The organism is Polyangium jinanense (genome assembly GCF_028435265.1).
Taxonomy (GTDB): Bacteria; Myxococcota_A; Polyangia; order Polyangiales; family Polyangiaceae; genus Polyangium; species Polyangium jinanense.
In genome coordinates this window covers 193491-209445 of record NZ_JAGTJK010000005.1, presented here as the reverse complement: position 1 = coordinate 209445, position 15955 = coordinate 193491, and the positions used below count along the sequence as shown (strand labels likewise).

Genomic DNA, 15955 nt, shown 5'->3' with positions numbered 1-15955 from the left:
AGACCCGCGGGGGACGGGAGAAAAGCCGTTGGACGGGAAAAACCCAGCCAGGCGAGAATGCGAAGGGCTCAGAACGAGCCGGGCGGCATGCTCGGCGGGACGGCCTTGACCTTGTAACGCATGCGGAAGGCCGCGATCGTGGCGCCGAGCTCGGCGCGCGAGACGAGCCGGCCGCGGCCGCGGATGCATTCGAGCAGCTCTTGATAAAGCTCGTAGAGGAGCATCTCGTCGACGAGCGTGTTCGTCGTCGCGGGGAAGAGCTGGTTGCGCACGGCGATCTTCGAGCTCGCCACCGCCTCGTCCGTCACGCGGACGAACCCGACGGCGTGGAAGTTGCCGGCCGCGTCGACGCCGATCACGGACGACGCGACGGGGCTCTTGCATTTGCCCGACTCGTAGATGCGGCGGATGTTCCTGCGCACGTCGCCGAGCGCGCCCGTGGTGGGATCGAATTCCCCCGAGGAAGAAACGGAGCTGGCCGAGAGCGCCGCCGTCGAGCCGGGTCCCGCGGTGCCGAAGAGATCGATCTCGCCGCTGCGGAACGAGCGTGACTTCTCCCCGCCACTCGGCAGGCCCTTCGAGGCGAACCAGCTCTCCAGCATGAGCGTCATGATCTCGATGCTGTGGTGCTTCTTCGAGAGGTGGAAGGCGTGCACCCGCACGAGCGGCAGGAGCAGCTTGCGGCAGATCTCGTTCTCCTGCTGCTGCTTGACGCTCGCCACGTCGGTCGGGTGCGAGGTGCCGTCGAACTGGACGACGAAGAGCGGCGTGCGCTCCGTATCGACCGCGACGTAGTCGAACGTGGCGCGGGCGACGAACTGCAGGAGATCGTCCGAGAGCCCGTTGCCCTCCGTTCGGAAGACGTCTTGCGCCTTGACGCGCATCAGCACGCCTGCGCCGAGCCGCTTGCAGACGGTCGAAAGCCCGAAGCTGACTGCCTCTTCGGTGTGGTGAACGAGCTTCTTCAGATTTCCGTTCATCGCGCGACCGCTTGCCTACGGTAGGCTGATAGCGCGGGTGACCGCAACCGGAGACGACAGCGATCCAAGGTGATTCTCTTTACAGGACCTGACGAAGGCCCAGGTTGCCCGCGAGTTCGCCCGAAAAAGCAGACGGGCGTCACGCCACACGCGGGAAGTCTTCGCGTTGCACTTGTGCTCTTCGCGCTCTTCGTTCTTGCTCCATGCCTCTCGCTCGGATGCCGGTCGGAGACGCCGCACGCGAGTACGTGCCCGGCAGGGTTTCGCGCCGACGCGAAGCGGGCCGAGGGGCTCCTCGCCAAGCTCGGTGAGGTGCCCGCGGGGGCGCGGGCGCGAGACCACGCGCTCGCGAAGGGCGGGGTGTCGTTCTGCTTCGGTCGCATCGCCGTGTCGGCGGTGACGACGTCGGGCGCGGTGCTGATCGACGAGGCGCTCGGCACAGAGGAAGCCGCGGCGCGGGTCGGGCACCTGCTCACGCACGTGGCCGAAGGGCTCCGCGTAGAGCCGGGCGGCGGAGACGATGACTGCGAGGTGATCACGGCGCGTGCGCTCGCGGCAGAGGCGTCGGCGCTTTCGCTGGAGCTCGGGCTGCGCCGGGCGTTCGGGGTCGGTGCATCGGCGCGCATACGGTACGAGTTCGAAGGAAATTTCTGGGCGGCGCCTGCGGAAGCGCGCGAGGGGCTCGTGCTCGACTATCTGCGCGCGCATCCCGACGGCGCGCCGGGCATCGACGCGCTCGCCTCGGGTTATGCGCGGCGCTGTCGCGAAGCGCGGGACGCGGCATCCACGCGCTGACGGCGGCGCGCGAAGGCCGCGGCGCCGAGCCCGAGCGCGAGCGCGCCGAGCGAGGCTTCGAACGACCCGGATGATGCGAGCCGACACCCGCATCCGCTGTCGTTGCCGTCCGAGGAGGACGCCGCGGAGACACACACCTTCTGCGTCTTGCAGGTCGCGCCCTGCATGCACTCGTTGCCGTTCGGGCAGAGGGCTTCGATCTTCGGGGTCTCGAAGTCCATGGGGCTCGCGTCGGGCGGCAGGAGGCCGACGCAGGAGATCGTGGAGACACAAAGCGGCTGATCCTTGCATGTCTCGCCGTTGCCGCATTCCGCGTCGGAGGTGCACTCGATGGGTCTGCAGTAGGGCCCGCCGTGGCAGCTACCGCCCTCGGTGCCCTCGGGGCACTCGTCCGGCGGCGGCCCGACGACGTCCGCGCGCGCGGGCGTGACGAACGCGAGAGCCGAGAGCCCGAAGACCGCGATCCAGAAGGACGAACGCTTCATCGACGAACCTCCACGCATCCTGCCCTACGCGATCCCGCGCGCGCCGTCGACAGCGAACGAGCCGCGTCGCAGCCTCGCGCGCCGCGCGCTACGTTCGGGGCAAGCGTCATGGACTCTCTTCGTGCCCGCATCGCGCGACGCCTCGAGCGTGGGATCGAGCCTTCCCTGCCGGGTCGCGCGCTCGCAAGCGCATGGTCCGCGATCGCCGCTGCGCTCATCGCGCGTCCCGTGACGCTGCCCGAAGGCGCGCGGATCCTCGGCGTGGGCGGCGCGGTCCTTGGAGGCGCGGGCAAGACGCCCGTCGCGATCGAGCTCGCGCATGCGCTCGCGCTCGAAGGTCACGACGTCGCGTTGATCGGACACGGCTACCGTGCGCACGCCGCTTCCGCACGTCGCGTCCTCCCCGCGGATCCCGTCGATCTCGTCGGCGACGACGCCCTCTGCGCGGCGCGCGCGCTCGCCGCCACGGTCGCGCCCGTCTTCGTGGCGAAGCGACGTGCAGACGCGCTCGCGCTCGCGGTTCGGTCCGGAAAAACCCTCCTCGTCGTCGACGGTCTCCTCCAGGCATCGCCGCGCTGCCTCGACGACGCCATCCTCGTGCTCGATGGCGCGTCTCCCTTCGGCGCCGGCCTTTGCCCTCCGCTCGGCGATCTGCGCGCCCCCGCATCCGCGCTCGTCGAAGCGGCCGATCACGTCGTCGCGCTCGGCGGCGCGCGCTCGCCGGCTCTGCCTGCGTCCGCGGTGCCACTCGCCTCCTCGATCGACGGCGCCCTCGACGCGTCCGGCCGCCGCCACGATCTCGCTTCCCTCGTGTCGCGACGCGTCGGCCTCCTCGTGGCCATCGCGCGCCCCGATCGCTTGCTCACCGCGCTCGATCGTGAGGGCATCCACCCTCGCGCGGCCCTTTGCCTGGCCGACCACGCTCGCTTCGACCCTGGGACCCTCGAGCGTGCCCGGGCCCTCCACCTCGACGCCTGGCTCACCACGGCTCGGTGCGCTACCAAGCTCCCGCCCTGGCTCGGCGGTGCTCCGGTCCTCGCCCTCGATCATCGGATCGACGTGGGCCCGCTCCTCGCTCGGCTCTCGTTTCGAGGCTCGCGCGAGGGCGCACCTGCCTGTGCTAGGCTCCCGGCCCCATGAAATGGATGCGTTCGCTCAGGTTGGTCGTGACGGCGATGGCGCTCGTGAGCGCTCCTCTTTCGCTTTCGATTTCGACGGTCGGCTGCTCGGGCGGCTCGGGCGGCGCGAAGGCCCCGGATCTCAACCCCGGTGACATGCCGGCCGGCGCGAGCTGGACCGGCGTCTACTTCAGCGAGCTCTACGGCTACCTGCACCTCGTCCAGGACGGCAACGCGGTCGAGGGCAAGTGGATCCGCCCGCACAAGGACAAGTGGGGCAAGCTGAAGGGCGAAGCCACCGGCGACGTCATCAAGTTCGAGTGGACCGAGTACACCACGGGCCTCGTCGGCCCCAACGCGTCGAAGAGCGGACGCGGCTACTTCAAGTACAAGCGCCCCGCGGGTGACAACGTCGACGACACGTTCGCCGGCGAGGTCGGCTTCGACAAGGACGAGGTCGGCGAGCCGTGGGACGCGGTCAAGCAGCGCAACGTGAACCCGGACCTCGCGTCGATCGGCGGCACGGGAGCCTCCGACCTCGGCGGCGGCGACTGGGATTCGGAGAACAAGGAACAGGGCGCGCCCGAGGAGCCGGCGAACCCCTGAAACAAGGCTCGGGGACGTTCCCTCGCCCGAGCGAGATTGCGACCATGGCACGACCTCAACCGCAAGGAATCAAGTTCCGCGAGCCCCCCATTTTCGAGCGTGGGACCGTGGGGCGCTCGGGCGCCTCGCTCTCCCCGCTCGACGTGCCGGACATCGATCCGGCCGCGCACTTCGGCGCCCTCGCGCGCAAGGAGGCCGCGGGTTTGCCCGAGGTCAGCGAGCCCGAGGCGTTCCGGCATTTCGTGCGCCTCTCGCAGTGGAACTTCTGCATCGACTCGCAGCTGTATCCGCTCGGGTCGTGCACGATGAAGTACAACCCGAAGATCAACGAGTGGGCCGCGCGCATCCCGGGCTTTTTGAAGATGCACCCGGAGACGCCGGACGAGCTCGTGCAGGGCTCGCTCGAGGTCATGTGGCACGTACAGCAGATGCTCAGCGCGGTGAGCGGCATGGACGCCTGCTCGCTGCAGCCCTCGGCGGGCGCGCAGGGCGAGCTCGCCGGCCTCATGATGATGCGCGCCTACCACGAGTCGAAGGGACGCAGCCCGAAGAAGGTCTTCATCCCGGAGAGCGCGCACGGCACGAACCCGGCCTCGTGCGCGCTGAACGGGCTCGTCGCGGTGAAGATCGAGAAGAACCCCGGTGGTGTCGTGACGCCGCAGGAGGTTCTCGCCGCGATCGAGCGTGAGGGCAGCGACGACGTCTGCGGCCTCATGATCACGAACCCGAACACGCTCGGCGTCTACGAGAAGCACCTGCCCGAGATCATCGAGATCGTGCACGGCAAGGGCGGCCTCGTGTACGGCGACGGCGCGAACACGAACGCGATCATGGGCCACGCGCGCCCTGGCGACATCGGCGTCGACGTCATCCACATCAACCTGCACAAGACCTTCACCACGCCGCACGGCGGCGGCGGCCCCGGCTCGGGCCCGGTCTGCTTCAAGAAGCACCTCGAGCCCTTCCAGCCCGGCCCCGTGCTCGTGCGCAAGGACGACGGCACGTTCGCCTTCGATCGCGATCGCCCGCAGTCGATCGGCCGCCTGCGCGCCTTCTACGGCAACTTCGGCATGTTCATCCGCGCGTACACGTACCTGCGCGAGATGGGCGGCGAGGGCCTGAAGATGGCGAGCGCGCTCGCGGTCCTGAACGCTCGTTACCTCTGGGCGATGCTGAAGGACACGTACGCCGCGCCGGTGCCGGAGGCGTGCATGCACGAGGTCGTGCTGAGCGACGTCGACCTGGAGAAGGCGACGGGCGTCAAGACGCTCGACGTCGCCAAGCGCCTGCTCGACTACGGCTTCCACGCGCCGACGATCTACTTCCCGCTCGTCGTCCCCGGCGCGCTCATGATCGAGCCGACCGAGACCGAGACGAAGGAGACGCTCGACGAGTTCATCGACGCGATGAAGGCCATCGCTCGCGAGGCCCAGGAAGACCCGGCCCTCGTCAAGAGTGCGCCCCACAACACCGTCGTCGGAAGGCTCGACGAAGCACGCGCGGCGCGGCAGCCGCGGCTGCGGTGGCGGCCCGAGGCGCGCTGAACATGGGCTCCGGTTCGCCCCAAATTCGCGAACCGGAGTTGTCCGTGCGTACAATGTCGCCCGTCGGTCGCTCGCTCCCTCCCGGGAGCGGGCGATGTCAGAGCGTAAAGGCCTGAACGAGCAACGGCGTGTCCCGGACCATCACCGACAACGTCGGAGAAATCGAGACGATCTGCAAGACCGACCCTGCGCGTGTGGGGGATCTGGTCAAGCTCGTTTTCCGCTCGGACGATGACGCGGATCCGCCGTTCAACGTTCGGATCAAATCGCCCTCGGGCAAGGTGATCATCGAGCGGGTCCTGCGCGATCTGCCCACGGGCAAGCCCCAGAGCGCGCCGCCGATCGAGTTCACGGCCTCGGCCCCGGGCGCGTACAAGATCGAGATCTGGCAGCTCTACGGCAAGATTCGCGGAAACGCGGTGCTCAACGTGATCCCGGCGATGTAGCGAGCGCCGCGCGCCGCTTTCAGGAATAAACGCGCCGCCGCGCCTGTCCAGGCGCCGCGAGCCTTGCTATGTGCACGCCGCACGTCGGTCCCACGCGAGGCGCGGGATCGAGCCACGACGGCTTTGCGGCAACGCCCGCCCAGACAACCCCCCGGTTCATGCCATGCACGACGTCCGCGCCCTGAACGAGCTCGTCGCGAAAGAGAGTGCCTTCGTCGACAACCTGATCGCCGAGGTCGGCAAGGTGATCGTCGGGCAAACCTACATGCTCGAACGGATCCTGATCGGCCTGCTCACAGGCGGTCACGTCCTGCTCGAAGGCGTGCCGGGGCTCGCCAAGACGCTCACGGTCCGCACGCTCTGCGACGCGATCCACGCGAAGTTCTCGCGCATCCAGTTCACGCCCGATCTCCTGCCGGCCGACGTGATCGGCACGGTGATCTACAACCACCAGAAGGGCGAGTTCTCCTCGAAGCTCGGTCCGATCTTCGCGAACCTCGTGCTCGCCGACGAGATCAACCGCGCGCCGGCGAAGGTGCAGAGCGCGCTGCTCGAGGCGATGCAGGAGAAGCAGGTCACGATCGGCGACACGACCTACAAGCTTCCCGATCCCTTCGTGGTCATGGCGACGCAGAACCCGATCGAGCAGGAGGGCACGTACCGTTTGCCCGAGGCGCAGGTCGATCGCTTCATGCTGATGGTGAAGGTCGGGTATCCGACGCGCGCGGAGGAGCGGCAGATCATCGACCGCACGACGGGGCTCGTCGAGGCGAGCGCGAACCGGATCATCGAGCCCGAGACGCTGGTCAGCGCGCGGAAGGTCGTGCGCGACGTCTACATGGATGACCGCGTGAAGGACTACATCGTCGACGTGGTCTTCGCGACGCGCGAGCCGAGCCAGAAGGGCATGAAGGAGCTCGCGAGCATGATCGAGTACGGCGCGAGCCCGCGCGCCTCGATCGCGCTGGCGCTGGCGGCGCGGGCGCACGCGTTCCTGCGGCACCGCGGGTACGTGACACCTGAGGACGTGAAGGCCGTGGGGCCGGACGTGCTGCGGCATCGCATGGTGCTCACGTACGAGGCCGAGGCCGAAGAGGTGACGACCGAGCAGGTCGTGCGGCGCGTGTTCGAGGTGGTCGAGGTGCCGTGAAGGCCGCCGGCCGCACGAAGAAAGGGGCGACGAAGAGCCCGAGCTTCGGGGAGCGCCTGCGTGCGTTCTTCGGGCTCGGCGACGAGCCCCCGCCGGACGAAGCGCCGAACAAGAAGGAAGGCGCGAAGGCCGGCGCCGCGGAGCTCCTCAAGCGGCTGCGCGTCATCGAGATCAAGACGAGCCACCTCGCGAACGAGCAGCTCTCGGGGGCGTACTCGTCGGTGTTCCGCGGCCAGGGCCTCTCGTTCCGCGAGGTGCGCGCATACCACCCCGGCGACGACGTGCGCTGGATCGACTGGAACGTGTCGGCGCGCATGAACGAGGCCTTCGTGAAGGTCTTCACCGAAGAGCGCGAGATGACCGTGATGCTCGTGGTCGACGCGTCGGAGAGCGAGCTCTTCGGGACGCGGCGGGCCTCGAAGGCCGCGGTCGCCGCGGAGATCTGCGCGCTCTGCGCGTTCAGCGCGATCCGCAACAACGACCGGGTCGGGCTCGTGCTGGCCACGGATCGCGTGGAGAAGATCGTCCCGCCGAAGAAGGGCGACAAGCACGTGATGCGCGTCATCCGCGAGATCCTCGGGCACGAGCCGGAGAGCGCGGGGACGAGCCTCCGGGTCGCACTGGAGACGCTGTCGAAGGTGCAAAAACGAAGGAGCGTCGCGTTCGTCGTGAGCGACTTCTTCGACCACGGCTACGAGCGGGCTCTCGCGCTCGCGGCGAGCAAGCACGACGTGATCCCGGTGGTGATCGAGGATCCGCGCGACGCGGAGCTGCCGGACGTGGGTTTGGCGACGTTCGAGGATCTGGAGACGGGCGAGCAGGTGCTCGTCGACACGTCGGACCGGAAGGTGCGGGAGCGGTACGCGGCCGAGATGCGGAAGATGCGGCGCGAGCGGGACAAGCTGTTCAAGAAGCTCGCGGTCGATACGGTCACGATTCGCACGGACCAGAGCTACGTGGAGCCGCTGCGCCAGCTCTTCGCGAAGCGCGCGAGGAGGGCCCGGCGATGACGAGGACGTGCCTCCCGCTCGTGTTCGCCGTGGCCCTGGTCGCCGTCGCCGCGTCGCGCACGGCGTCGGCCGAGGAGACGGACGCGGACGCGGGCGCGCGGGTGTGGGCGTCATGCGTGGAGCGCGTTCCCGACGGCGCGAGCCGGCCGAAGCTCACGGAGACGTTCCCCGAGCGCGGGACGAGCGGCTGGGCCGCGCCGCTCGAAATCACGGTCGTGCACGGCAAGGGGGAGACCGTGATGCCCGGCGGTATCCGGGTCGAGCGCGGCAGCGATCAATACAAGGCGCTCGAAGAGGCAGGGTTCGTCCTGCCCGACCCGGATGGAGGCGCAGGCCCTGTCGCGGTCACGGAGGCGGGCGAGACGTCCTCCACGACGAAGGTGACGATCTCGTTCGTGGCCCTGCCGAAGAACCCCGGCAGAAACGTGATGATGCTGCCGCCCGTGCCGATCACGCTGGCCCGCGCGAGCGGGGATCTCGTGACGGTCTGCACGGCACCGCATCCGATCCTGATCGAGGATCCGATCGCGAACGAGCTCGATCCGAAAGTCCGACCGAACCCCGAGGGCAGGCCACAACGCGAGGAGTGGGTCCTCGCCAAGCAGCTCGCGGTGGGCGCGCTCGTGGGGGCGATCCTCACGGCGATCGGCGCGTGGCTCTTCGTGCGATGGTCGCGACGCCCGAAGCCCGTGCCGTACGTCGCGCCCAAGCTGCCGTGGATCGCGGCGCTCGAAGAGCTCGAAGCGATCCGCGCGTCGAACCTCATCACCGAGGGCAAGAACGACGAGTACTTCGACCGCGTGAGCGACTGCGTGCGCAAGTACCTCGGCGCGCGTTACGGGTTCGATGGCCTCGAGAGCACGACCGACGAGATGCAGCGGACGCTCGCGCGCGTGCGGCCACCTGTGCGCGGGCTCGACACGATCACGCGTTTCCTCGAAGAGGCTGATCTCGTGAAGTTCGCGCGCGTCTTGCCGAGCGAAAACGACTGCCTCGCCGCGCTCGAACGCGGCATCACGATCGTGCGCAACACGACGCCGCCCCAGGCGGGATCCAGCGAGACCGCGGCGCGCAAGGAAGCGGCGGGAGGGCCGACATGAAGCGGTTTGCCCTCGTCCTTTTGCAGACCCTGGTGGTGCTCGCGCTCGCGCTCGCGTGGCCCATCTTCGCGCGGCGCGACGCCTGGGAGAGCGCGAGCTTCGAGCTGCCGTGGCTGCTCCTCGGCCTCGCCATCGTGCCGGTCCTGCTCTGGTGGGGCACGGCGGGTCAGGACCGGCGCACGCCACGGTTGCGCGTCGGTACGATCTTCCCCTTCACCACCGGCCCGCGTGGCGTGCGCGCGAAGCTCCGGGATCTGCCGGGCGTCCTCCGCGCCGTCTCGGTCGCGCTCCTCATCACCGCGATCGCGCGCCCGATCTCGATCCTGCGTGACGAACGCAGCGACGACAAAGGCATCGACATCGTGGTCGCGCTCGACCTCTCGGGCTCGATGCGCGCGATCCTCGACGCCAAACCGGGCGATCTCCCGGGCCGGATCACGCTGCCGCGCGGCAAGCGCCTCACGCGGCTCGATACGGCGAAGATCGTGCTGCAGGACTTCATCTCGCGCCGGAAGACCGACCGCATCGGCGTCGTCGTCTTCGGCAAGAGCGCGTATGTCCTCTCGCCGCCCACGCTCGACTATCACCTCCTGAGCGAGCTCGTCGGCAAGATGACGCTCGACGTGATCGACGGATCGAGCACGGCGATCGGCGACGGCCTCGCCACGGCCGTCGCGCGCCTGCGCAAGAGCGACGCGCAGTCGAAGGTGATCGTGCTGCTCACGGATGGCGACAACAAGGAAGGCCTGGTCTCGCCGCAGTACGCGACGCACCTCGCGACGAGTGTGGGCGCCCAGGTCAACACGATCCAGATCGGCAACGACGACGAGGTCGACGTCGAGGACGGCTTCGATCCGCTCGGCCAGCCGCGCTACGTGCGCCGTCGTTACCCGGTGAACCCCGAGCTGCTCAAGTGGATCGCCAAGACCACGAAGGGCGAGGCATACATCGCGACCGACGCGAAGGCGCTCGCCGAGAGCATGCACGCGGTGCTCGACAAGCTGGAGAAGACGCGCTTCGAGGCGAGCCGCGGATCGTTCGAGGATCTGTTCCCCTTCCTGCTCGTGCCCGGCGTCGTGCTGGTGGGCCTCGACGCGCTCCTCCGCGCGTGGCTGCTCCGGAGGTTCCCGTGATCTTCGGCGCGCCCATCTTCCTCTTCTGCACGGCCCTCGCGGCGCTCGTCGCGCTCCTGCTCGCGCTCGGCGCGATCTATCGGCGGCGCGCGGCGCAGGCCTTCGGTGATCTCGAGCGCGTCGAGGCGCTGCGGACGAGTGACCCTTCCGTGCGACGCGCGTGGAAGGCCGTCCTCCTCGTGATGGCCACGGCGCTCGCGTTCTTCGCGGCGGCGCGCCCGCAGTACGGCAAGGGGACGCGCCTCGTGCCGGCGACGAACGTCGACGTGGTCCTCGTGCTCGACTACTCGAAGAGCATGTACGCGCGGGACGTCGAGCCCTCGCGGATCTTCCGGGCGAAGGTCGAGGTCGCGCGGCTCGTGAAAGAGCTCGAAGGCGCGCGCTTCGCCGCCGTCGCCTTCGCTGGCGAGCCGATGGGTTTTCCCCTCACCGCCGACGGCGCCGCGGTCGCGCAGTTCCTCCGCCAGCTCGACCCGAACGACATGCCCATTGGCGGCACCGCGATCGCCCGTGCCCTGACGCTCGCGCGTGATCTCTTGAAGCGGGATCCCAAATCGTCGGAGCACAAACGGATCATCCTGCTCGTCACGGACGGCGAGGATCTGGAGGGTGATCCGGTGGGCGTCGCGCGTCAGCTCGGGGCCGAGGGGACGACGGTGCACGTCGTGCAGATCGGCGGCCGCACGCCCGAGCGGATCCCCGAGGTCGGCGAGGACGGCCGCGTGGTCGGCTTCCGGACGGACCGGAACGGAAAACCCCTCACGACGGCGCTCACCGTGCATGGTGAGAAGCAGCTCGCGTCGATCGCCACATCGACGCCCGGGGGCGAGATCATCGTGGCGGAGAAGGGCACGACCGGGATCGATCGCATCGCCGCGGATCTGCGCAAGCAGATGAAGAGCGAGCTCGCCGAGAAGATCGAGACGGTTTACGCCGACGTCTACTACTACCCGCTCGGGCTCGCGATCCTCTTGCTCGTGGCCGAGGCGCTGATCACGGACGCGCCGCTCCGGATCCTCCGCCGCAGGGCCGCGCCGAAGCCGATCGCGCCCGCCGGCGAGCGCAAACGAAAGGAGGCGCGTCGTGTCCCGGCCTGATCGCAAAGCACGCGTCGCCCGCACGGATCGTGCATCGACCACGATGCGCGAGCGCGCCAAGACCGCGGCGATCGCCCTCTTCGCGCTCGCCTGCGTCGCCGGCGGCGCGACCTGGCTCGCCTCCGGCTGCAGCGGATGGGACCCGAGCTCGCCGTTCGAACGCAACGCGCCCGCGGTGGATCAGGCCCTCGCCGATCTCGACGCGGGCCGCTTCGAATCGGCCGAGCAGGCGCTCGAAACGTACCTCGGCACCGGCCCGTGCACGGACGCGGGCCTCGGCCTGCCGGATGCGGTCCGCCAGAAGTACAACGGCTCGTTCGATCTCGGCCTCGTGCTGTTCTCGGTCGCGGAGAAGTACGGCCGGCGCTTTGGCGAGGAGGAGCAAAGCGACGGTGGCCCCGAGGAGGAGCAGCTCGCCGCGATGCGCTCGCTCGAGATCGACTGCGCGCTCATCGTCGTGCGGGCGATCGCCGAGGATCCGAAGGTCCCGATCGATCTCCGTGCCCGCGCGCACTACCTCGCGGGCAACCTCGAGTTCTTGCGGAAGAAGTACGAGGAAGCCGTGCGCCACTACGACGACGCGCTCGCGCTGATCCCGGGTTTGCCCGAGGATGCGGCCGCCGACGGGATCGGGCGTGACGCCGCGTGGAACCGCGCCATCGCGCTCCGGCGCATCGAGGACCAGAAGGACGCGGGCCAGGACGCCGATCAAGACGCGAACCAGGACGCGGGCCAGGACGGCGGCGACGACGCGAGTGATGGATCCGACGGCGACGATGGATCCGACGGCTCGGACGGGTCCGACGGCGGCGAAGACGCGGGCCAGGACGGCGGCGACGACGGCGGGAAAGATGCCGGCGACGACGGCGGAGGCGACGGCGGCGACGGGGACGCGGGCCAGGATGCGGGCGGCCAGGACGGCGGACAATCACCGCCCCCGCCGCCGCAACCCGCCTCGCCCGAGCCCCAGCCGGGCCAGGAAGATCGCATCCTCGATCGCTTCGAGGAGGCGCCGACCTACCAGGAGCAGGAGGCCAAGATGAAGGCCGGCACGCGGCGCGGTCGCGTGATGGAGGACAAGTGAGGGCCGGGGCGCTCGCGTGGATCCTCGGCGCGCAGGCCGCGATCGTTTCGGTAGCAACGATCGCGCACGCTGAGCCGCAGGTCACGACCCACGTCAGAGCGCGCAAGGTCGAGGTCGGCGAGCCCTTCTCGGTTCAGCTCTCCGCGCTCGTCACGAACGGCGAGCCCATGCCGAGTGATCCGCGCCTCGCGCCGCCCGCGGGCGCCACGATCCAAGGTGGCCCGGCCATCGGCACGTCGGTGGTCGCGATCAACGGCAACATGCGCGTCGGCATCGACGTGAGCTGGCAGCTCGTCTCGAACGCGCCCGGCCGCGTGAAGATCCCCGCGCCGAGCGTGCTCTGGTCGGGGAAACGTTTCTCCGGACAAGCCGTCGAGGTCGAGGTCGTCCCCGCGAGCGGCCGCCGCAGGCCGCAGAGCCCGTTCCTCTTGCCGGGCGGCCCGGGGTTCCTCGGGCAGTTCGGGCTCGGCGGCTTCGATCACTTCACCGACGACGATGACGAGCCGCAAGCCGCGCTCGACGAGAAGCTCGAGCTCAAGACAGCGCCCGATCCGTACGTCTTCGTCCACGCGCACGCCGACAAGAAAGAGGCCGTGATCGGCGAGCAGGTGACCGTCTCGTTCTACCTGTACCGGGCGTCCGCCGTGGGCATGGACGATCGCCGCGACCCTACGGCCGCGGACTTCCTCCGCTGGTCGATGCTGCCGAACCCCGGCACCGAGCCCCTGTTTCGCGCACGCGCGGGGAGCCGCACGTACATGGTGCAACTCGCCGAGCGCCTCGCTCTTTTCCCGACGCGCACGGGCGATCTCCACGTCGGCCCCTTGCGGTTTTGGTTCACGGGCCGGCAGGTCGGACGCCACGCGCTCCGCGAGAGCGAGGACCTCGTCATCCGCGTGACCGAGCCGCCGCGCGCGGGTCGCCCGCCGGGTTACGCCCTCGGCGACGTCGGTCGGTTCTCGCTCTCGGCCACGGTCGAGCCGCGCCGCCTCACGCAGGGCGGATCGATCGCGGTCACCGTGCAGGTGAAGGGCAGCGGCAACTTCCCGCAGACGCTCGCGGTGCCGGCGCGCACCGGCATCGACTGGCTCGATCCCGAGAAGCGCGAGTCGATCGGCCCGCAAGGCGCGATCATCTCGGGGTATCGATCGTTCGGGTACGTCGTCCGCATCCAGGAGGCGGGCCAGGTCGATCTCGGCAAGATCGATCTGCCGTACTGGGATCCCTCGTCGAAGCGGTACGAGGTCGCGAGCGTCGAGCTCGGTAAGGTCGACGTCGCGCCCTCCGCCGCGCCCGATCCGGCCGCGTCTGCGAGCGCCTCTCCGAGCGCCACGCCCGGCGCCGATCCCGCCGCTCCGAAAGGCGAGGTCGATCCTTTCGCGACCCTCCCTGCCCCGCGCGCCACGCTCGGCGCGTTCATCGCGCCCTCGGCGCCTCTCTTCGACGGCGCGAGCCTCTACCTCGTGATCGCCGCGCCGCCCCTCGCGTACGGCCTGCTGGCCACCGCGGCGACGGGCGCGCGGCGCCTCCGATCCCGCAGGGCCGCGGGCGCTTCCTCGCCAACGCGCCTCGCGAACGTCGCGCTCGACGAGGCCGATCAAGCGCGCGAGCGCGGCGACACGAAGGCCCTCTCGGCGGCCGTCGAGCGCGCGATCCACCACGCGATCAAGGCAGCGACCGATCTCGAATCACGCGGCATCTTGCTCGACGATCTCGCGAAGGAGCTCGAAGACGCTGGCGTCGCCGAGGATCTCGCGGCGCGCACACGCGGCCTGCTCGACGAGGCCTCGGCGCTGCGCTTCGATCCGGGGGCGAGCCCGGCGAGCCTCGAAGAGCTTTCGAAGCGCGGGCGAGCCGTCGTGCGTGATCTCGTCGCCGTCTCCGGGAGGGCGCGGGGATGAGGCGCGGGCAGGCCGTCGCGATCTCGTTCGTGCTCGCGTCCGTGTTCGCGTTCGCGAGCGTCGCGCGCGCGGCGACGCCCGAAGAGCTCCATCGCGAAGGCACCGAGGCCCTCGGGCGCGGCGCCTACGGCACGGCGATCGAACGCTTCGAAGCCCTCGCCGACATGGGCTTCGTGCACCCCGACGCGAGCTTCGGCCGCGGCCTCGCCTACCTCGCGCGTGTGCGTGCCGGTGCCGATCGTCCTGGCGATCTCGGTCGCGCCGCGGCCGCCTTCGAGGAGACGCTTCGCCTTCGACCTTCCGACATCGAGGCCGATCACGCCCTCGACCTCGTCCGCGCCGAGGTCGTGCGAAGGCGCGCGCGGCGCGGCAAGGACGCGACCACGGTGCGGCCCACGCTCGATCGCGCCGTCATCGGCCTCGCGTCCGAGCGCACCTGGAGCCTGCTCGCGCTCGCGTCCTCGATCCTCCTCTCGATCGGCCTCTTCCTCCGGCGGAGCCGCGCCTCTTCGTTCTCCGTTGCCGGCCGCATCATGGCGCCCACTGCGCTCGTGCTCCTCTGCGTCTTCTTGCCGCTCACGATCGCTGCGCGAAGACTCCGGCTCACGACGCGCGCGGGCGTCGTCGTCGTGCCCGAGGTTCACCTCGTCGACGATCACGGCACGGCGCTCGGTGGTGAGCCGATCCCGGAGGCGCATGCCGTCGAGGTCGGCGAGGCTCGCGGCGGGCTCGTTCACGTGCGCTGGGGCGCGACAGAGGGATGGATTCCGAGCGGCAGCGTCCGCCTGCTCTCGCCGTGACGTCCGCCTGGTGGCTGTGGACGATGTCGCGAGAACGCGACGTCGCCGTGTGCTAGGTTTCCGCCGTGTGGGTCCGCCGCGCTGCCATCCGTCCGGTACCGTCCTTCGCGCAGGTCCCTCTGCGGGCCCTCTCGGAGGTCGAGGAGCAGCTCGCGGAGGATGACGAAGAGGCGCGGCAAAAGCTCGACGAAGCGTTCGCTCGTTTCGAGCAGACCCAGCCTGCGATGGCCGATCGCATCGCGCAGGTTCTCGGCGGCCCTCTCGATGAAACCGCGCTCGCGCTTGGATATTTCCTGACGCTCGCCGTCTGGCTCGCTTTCGACAACGTCTTCGGTGAAGACCTCGCGGAGGTCACGCCGCTCGCGCTCGCCGGCGTCGAGGAGTCGCTCAAGCTCGACGAACAGCTTCGCATGGCCGATCCTGCCGAGGCGGTCGATTCCGACGACGTCATCGCGATGGAGCAGCCCGATGTGCTCTCGTTCGTTCACGAGCACGTCGACGCGGCGCTCGAGGCGAACGCGAGCGAGGTGGACGTCGACGACGTACACGAGATTTATCGCATCGTGCTGATCGAGGTCCTCGCGCTGAGCTACGCGGTCCGTCCCCCGACGAACTGGGGGATTCAGATGACGACCGAGTTCACGGCCTGATCACTTCTGCATCCTCGGGTGACTGCGTTGACGCTTCCGCGGCGTCGGCTTACGCA

At 69.5% G+C, this 15955-nt stretch carries 16 protein-coding genes; 14 read left to right on the top strand and 2 right to left on the bottom strand.

The features are described from left to right. Nucleotides 1-68: 68 nt before the first annotated feature. Nucleotides 69-980, bottom strand: coding sequence for a DUF2726 domain-containing protein (locus KEG38_RS13945; protein ID WP_272419918.1), 912 nt, complete (start codon nucleotides 978-980; stop codon nucleotides 69-71). A gap of 174 nt (nucleotides 981-1154) precedes the next feature. Here KEG38_RS13945 and KEG38_RS13940 point away from each other — a divergent pair, with 174 nt between their 5' ends. Continuing rightward, a complete protein-coding gene (locus KEG38_RS13940) occupies nucleotides 1155-1775 on the top strand; it encodes a hypothetical protein (RefSeq protein ID WP_272419917.1) in 621 nt (206 codons plus the stop codon). On the opposite strand, the gene KEG38_RS13935 is transcribed toward KEG38_RS13940, so the two are convergent. Next, nucleotides 1727-2260, bottom strand: coding sequence for a hypothetical protein (locus KEG38_RS13935; protein ID WP_272419916.1), 534 nt, complete (start codon nucleotides 2258-2260; stop codon nucleotides 1727-1729). The two genes, KEG38_RS13940 and KEG38_RS13935, sit on opposite strands and share 49 nt — an antisense overlap. Before the next feature lie 108 nt (nucleotides 2261-2368). On the opposite strand from KEG38_RS13935, the gene KEG38_RS13930 reads away from it, so the two are divergent. The 13 genes from KEG38_RS13930 to KEG38_RS13870 all read left to right on the top strand — a co-directional run bounded on the left by KEG38_RS13930 (nucleotide 2369) and on the right by KEG38_RS13870 (nucleotide 15899). After that, on the top strand, nucleotides 2369-3400 hold the full coding sequence (locus KEG38_RS13930; RefSeq protein WP_272419915.1) for a tetraacyldisaccharide 4'-kinase: 1032 nt from the start codon (nucleotides 2369-2371) through the stop codon (nucleotides 3398-3400). Beyond that, entirely contained in the window at nucleotides 3397-3984 is a 588-nt protein-coding gene (locus KEG38_RS13925; protein ID WP_272419914.1) for a hypothetical protein, read from the top strand. Before KEG38_RS13930 ends, KEG38_RS13925 begins: the two co-directional genes overlap by 4 nt. 44 nt (nucleotides 3985-4028) lie before the next feature. Next, entirely contained in the window at nucleotides 4029-5528 is a 1500-nt protein-coding gene (gene gcvPB, locus KEG38_RS13920) for an aminomethyl-transferring glycine dehydrogenase subunit GcvPB (protein WP_272419913.1), read from the top strand. Between the two features lie 128 nt (nucleotides 5529-5656). Beyond that, on the top strand, nucleotides 5657-5974 hold the full coding sequence (locus KEG38_RS13915; protein ID WP_272419912.1) for a p24 family protein: 318 nt from the start codon (nucleotides 5657-5659) through the stop codon (nucleotides 5972-5974). A 163-nt stretch (nucleotides 5975-6137) separates the two neighbouring features. Further along, nucleotides 6138-7124, top strand: a complete 987-nt coding sequence (locus KEG38_RS13910) for an AAA family ATPase (protein WP_272419911.1) — start codon at nucleotides 6138-6140, stop codon at nucleotides 7122-7124. Next, nucleotides 7121-8134: a DUF58 domain-containing protein gene (locus tag KEG38_RS13905; RefSeq protein WP_272419910.1), complete on the top strand. Its 1014-nt coding sequence runs from the start codon at nucleotides 7121-7123 to the stop codon at nucleotides 8132-8134. The genes KEG38_RS13910 and KEG38_RS13905 overlap by 4 nt, the downstream gene beginning before the upstream one ends. Then, nucleotides 8131-9234: a hypothetical protein gene (locus KEG38_RS13900; protein WP_272419909.1), complete on the top strand. Its 1104-nt coding sequence runs from the start codon at nucleotides 8131-8133 to the stop codon at nucleotides 9232-9234. The genes KEG38_RS13905 and KEG38_RS13900 overlap by 4 nt, the downstream gene beginning before the upstream one ends. Next, nucleotides 9231-10367, top strand: a complete 1137-nt coding sequence (locus KEG38_RS13895; protein WP_272419908.1) for a vWA domain-containing protein — start codon at nucleotides 9231-9233, stop codon at nucleotides 10365-10367. The genes KEG38_RS13900 and KEG38_RS13895 overlap by 4 nt, the downstream gene beginning before the upstream one ends. Then, nucleotides 10364-11464: a vWA domain-containing protein gene (locus KEG38_RS13890; protein WP_272419907.1), complete on the top strand. Its 1101-nt coding sequence runs from the start codon at nucleotides 10364-10366 to the stop codon at nucleotides 11462-11464. The genes KEG38_RS13895 and KEG38_RS13890 overlap by 4 nt, the downstream gene beginning before the upstream one ends. Continuing rightward, a complete protein-coding gene (locus KEG38_RS13885) occupies nucleotides 11451-12548 on the top strand; it encodes a tetratricopeptide repeat protein (protein ID WP_272419906.1) in 1098 nt (365 codons plus the stop codon). Before KEG38_RS13890 ends, KEG38_RS13885 begins: the two co-directional genes overlap by 14 nt. After that, the gene (locus KEG38_RS13880; protein ID WP_272419905.1) at nucleotides 12545-14449 is read left to right on the top strand and encodes a BatD family protein; all 1905 of its coding nucleotides are present in this window, start codon (nucleotides 12545-12547) and stop codon (nucleotides 14447-14449) included. The genes KEG38_RS13885 and KEG38_RS13880 overlap by 4 nt, the downstream gene beginning before the upstream one ends. Then, nucleotides 14446-15249, top strand: coding sequence for an outer membrane protein assembly factor BamD (locus tag KEG38_RS13875; protein ID WP_272419904.1), 804 nt, complete (start codon nucleotides 14446-14448; stop codon nucleotides 15247-15249). Before KEG38_RS13880 ends, KEG38_RS13875 begins: the two co-directional genes overlap by 4 nt. A gap of 65 nt (nucleotides 15250-15314) precedes the next feature. Further along, entirely contained in the window at nucleotides 15315-15899 is a 585-nt protein-coding gene (locus tag KEG38_RS13870) for a hypothetical protein (protein ID WP_272419903.1), read from the top strand. The last annotated feature ends 56 nt before the right edge of the window (nucleotides 15900-15955 follow it).

Excerpts from the sequence above, each read along its gene's own strand:
- KEG38_RS13945 (WP_272419918.1), bottom strand. The coding sequence starts at position 980 with ATGAACGGAAATCTGAAGAAGCTCGTTCACCACACCGAAGAGGCAGTC.
- KEG38_RS13935 (WP_272419916.1), bottom strand. The coding sequence starts at position 2,260 with ATGAAGCGTTCGTCCTTCTGGATCGCGGTCTTCGGGCTCTCGGCTCTC.
- KEG38_RS13930 (WP_272419915.1), top strand. The coding sequence starts at position 2,369 with ATGGACTCTCTTCGTGCCCGCATCGCGCGACGCCTCGAGCGTGGGATC.
- KEG38_RS13925 (WP_272419914.1), top strand. The coding sequence starts at position 3,397 with ATGAAATGGATGCGTTCGCTCAGGTTGGTCGTGACGGCGATGGCGCTC.
- gcvPB (WP_272419913.1), top strand. The coding sequence starts at position 4,029 with ATGGCACGACCTCAACCGCAAGGAATCAAGTTCCGCGAGCCCCCCATT.
- KEG38_RS13910 (WP_272419911.1), top strand. The coding sequence starts at position 6,138 with ATGCACGACGTCCGCGCCCTGAACGAGCTCGTCGCGAAAGAGAGTGCC.
- KEG38_RS13900 (WP_272419909.1), top strand. The coding sequence starts at position 8,131 with ATGACGAGGACGTGCCTCCCGCTCGTGTTCGCCGTGGCCCTGGTCGCC.
- KEG38_RS13895 (WP_272419908.1), top strand. The coding sequence starts at position 9,231 with ATGAAGCGGTTTGCCCTCGTCCTTTTGCAGACCCTGGTGGTGCTCGCG.
- KEG38_RS13875 (WP_272419904.1), top strand. The coding sequence starts at position 14,446 with ATGAGGCGCGGGCAGGCCGTCGCGATCTCGTTCGTGCTCGCGTCCGTG.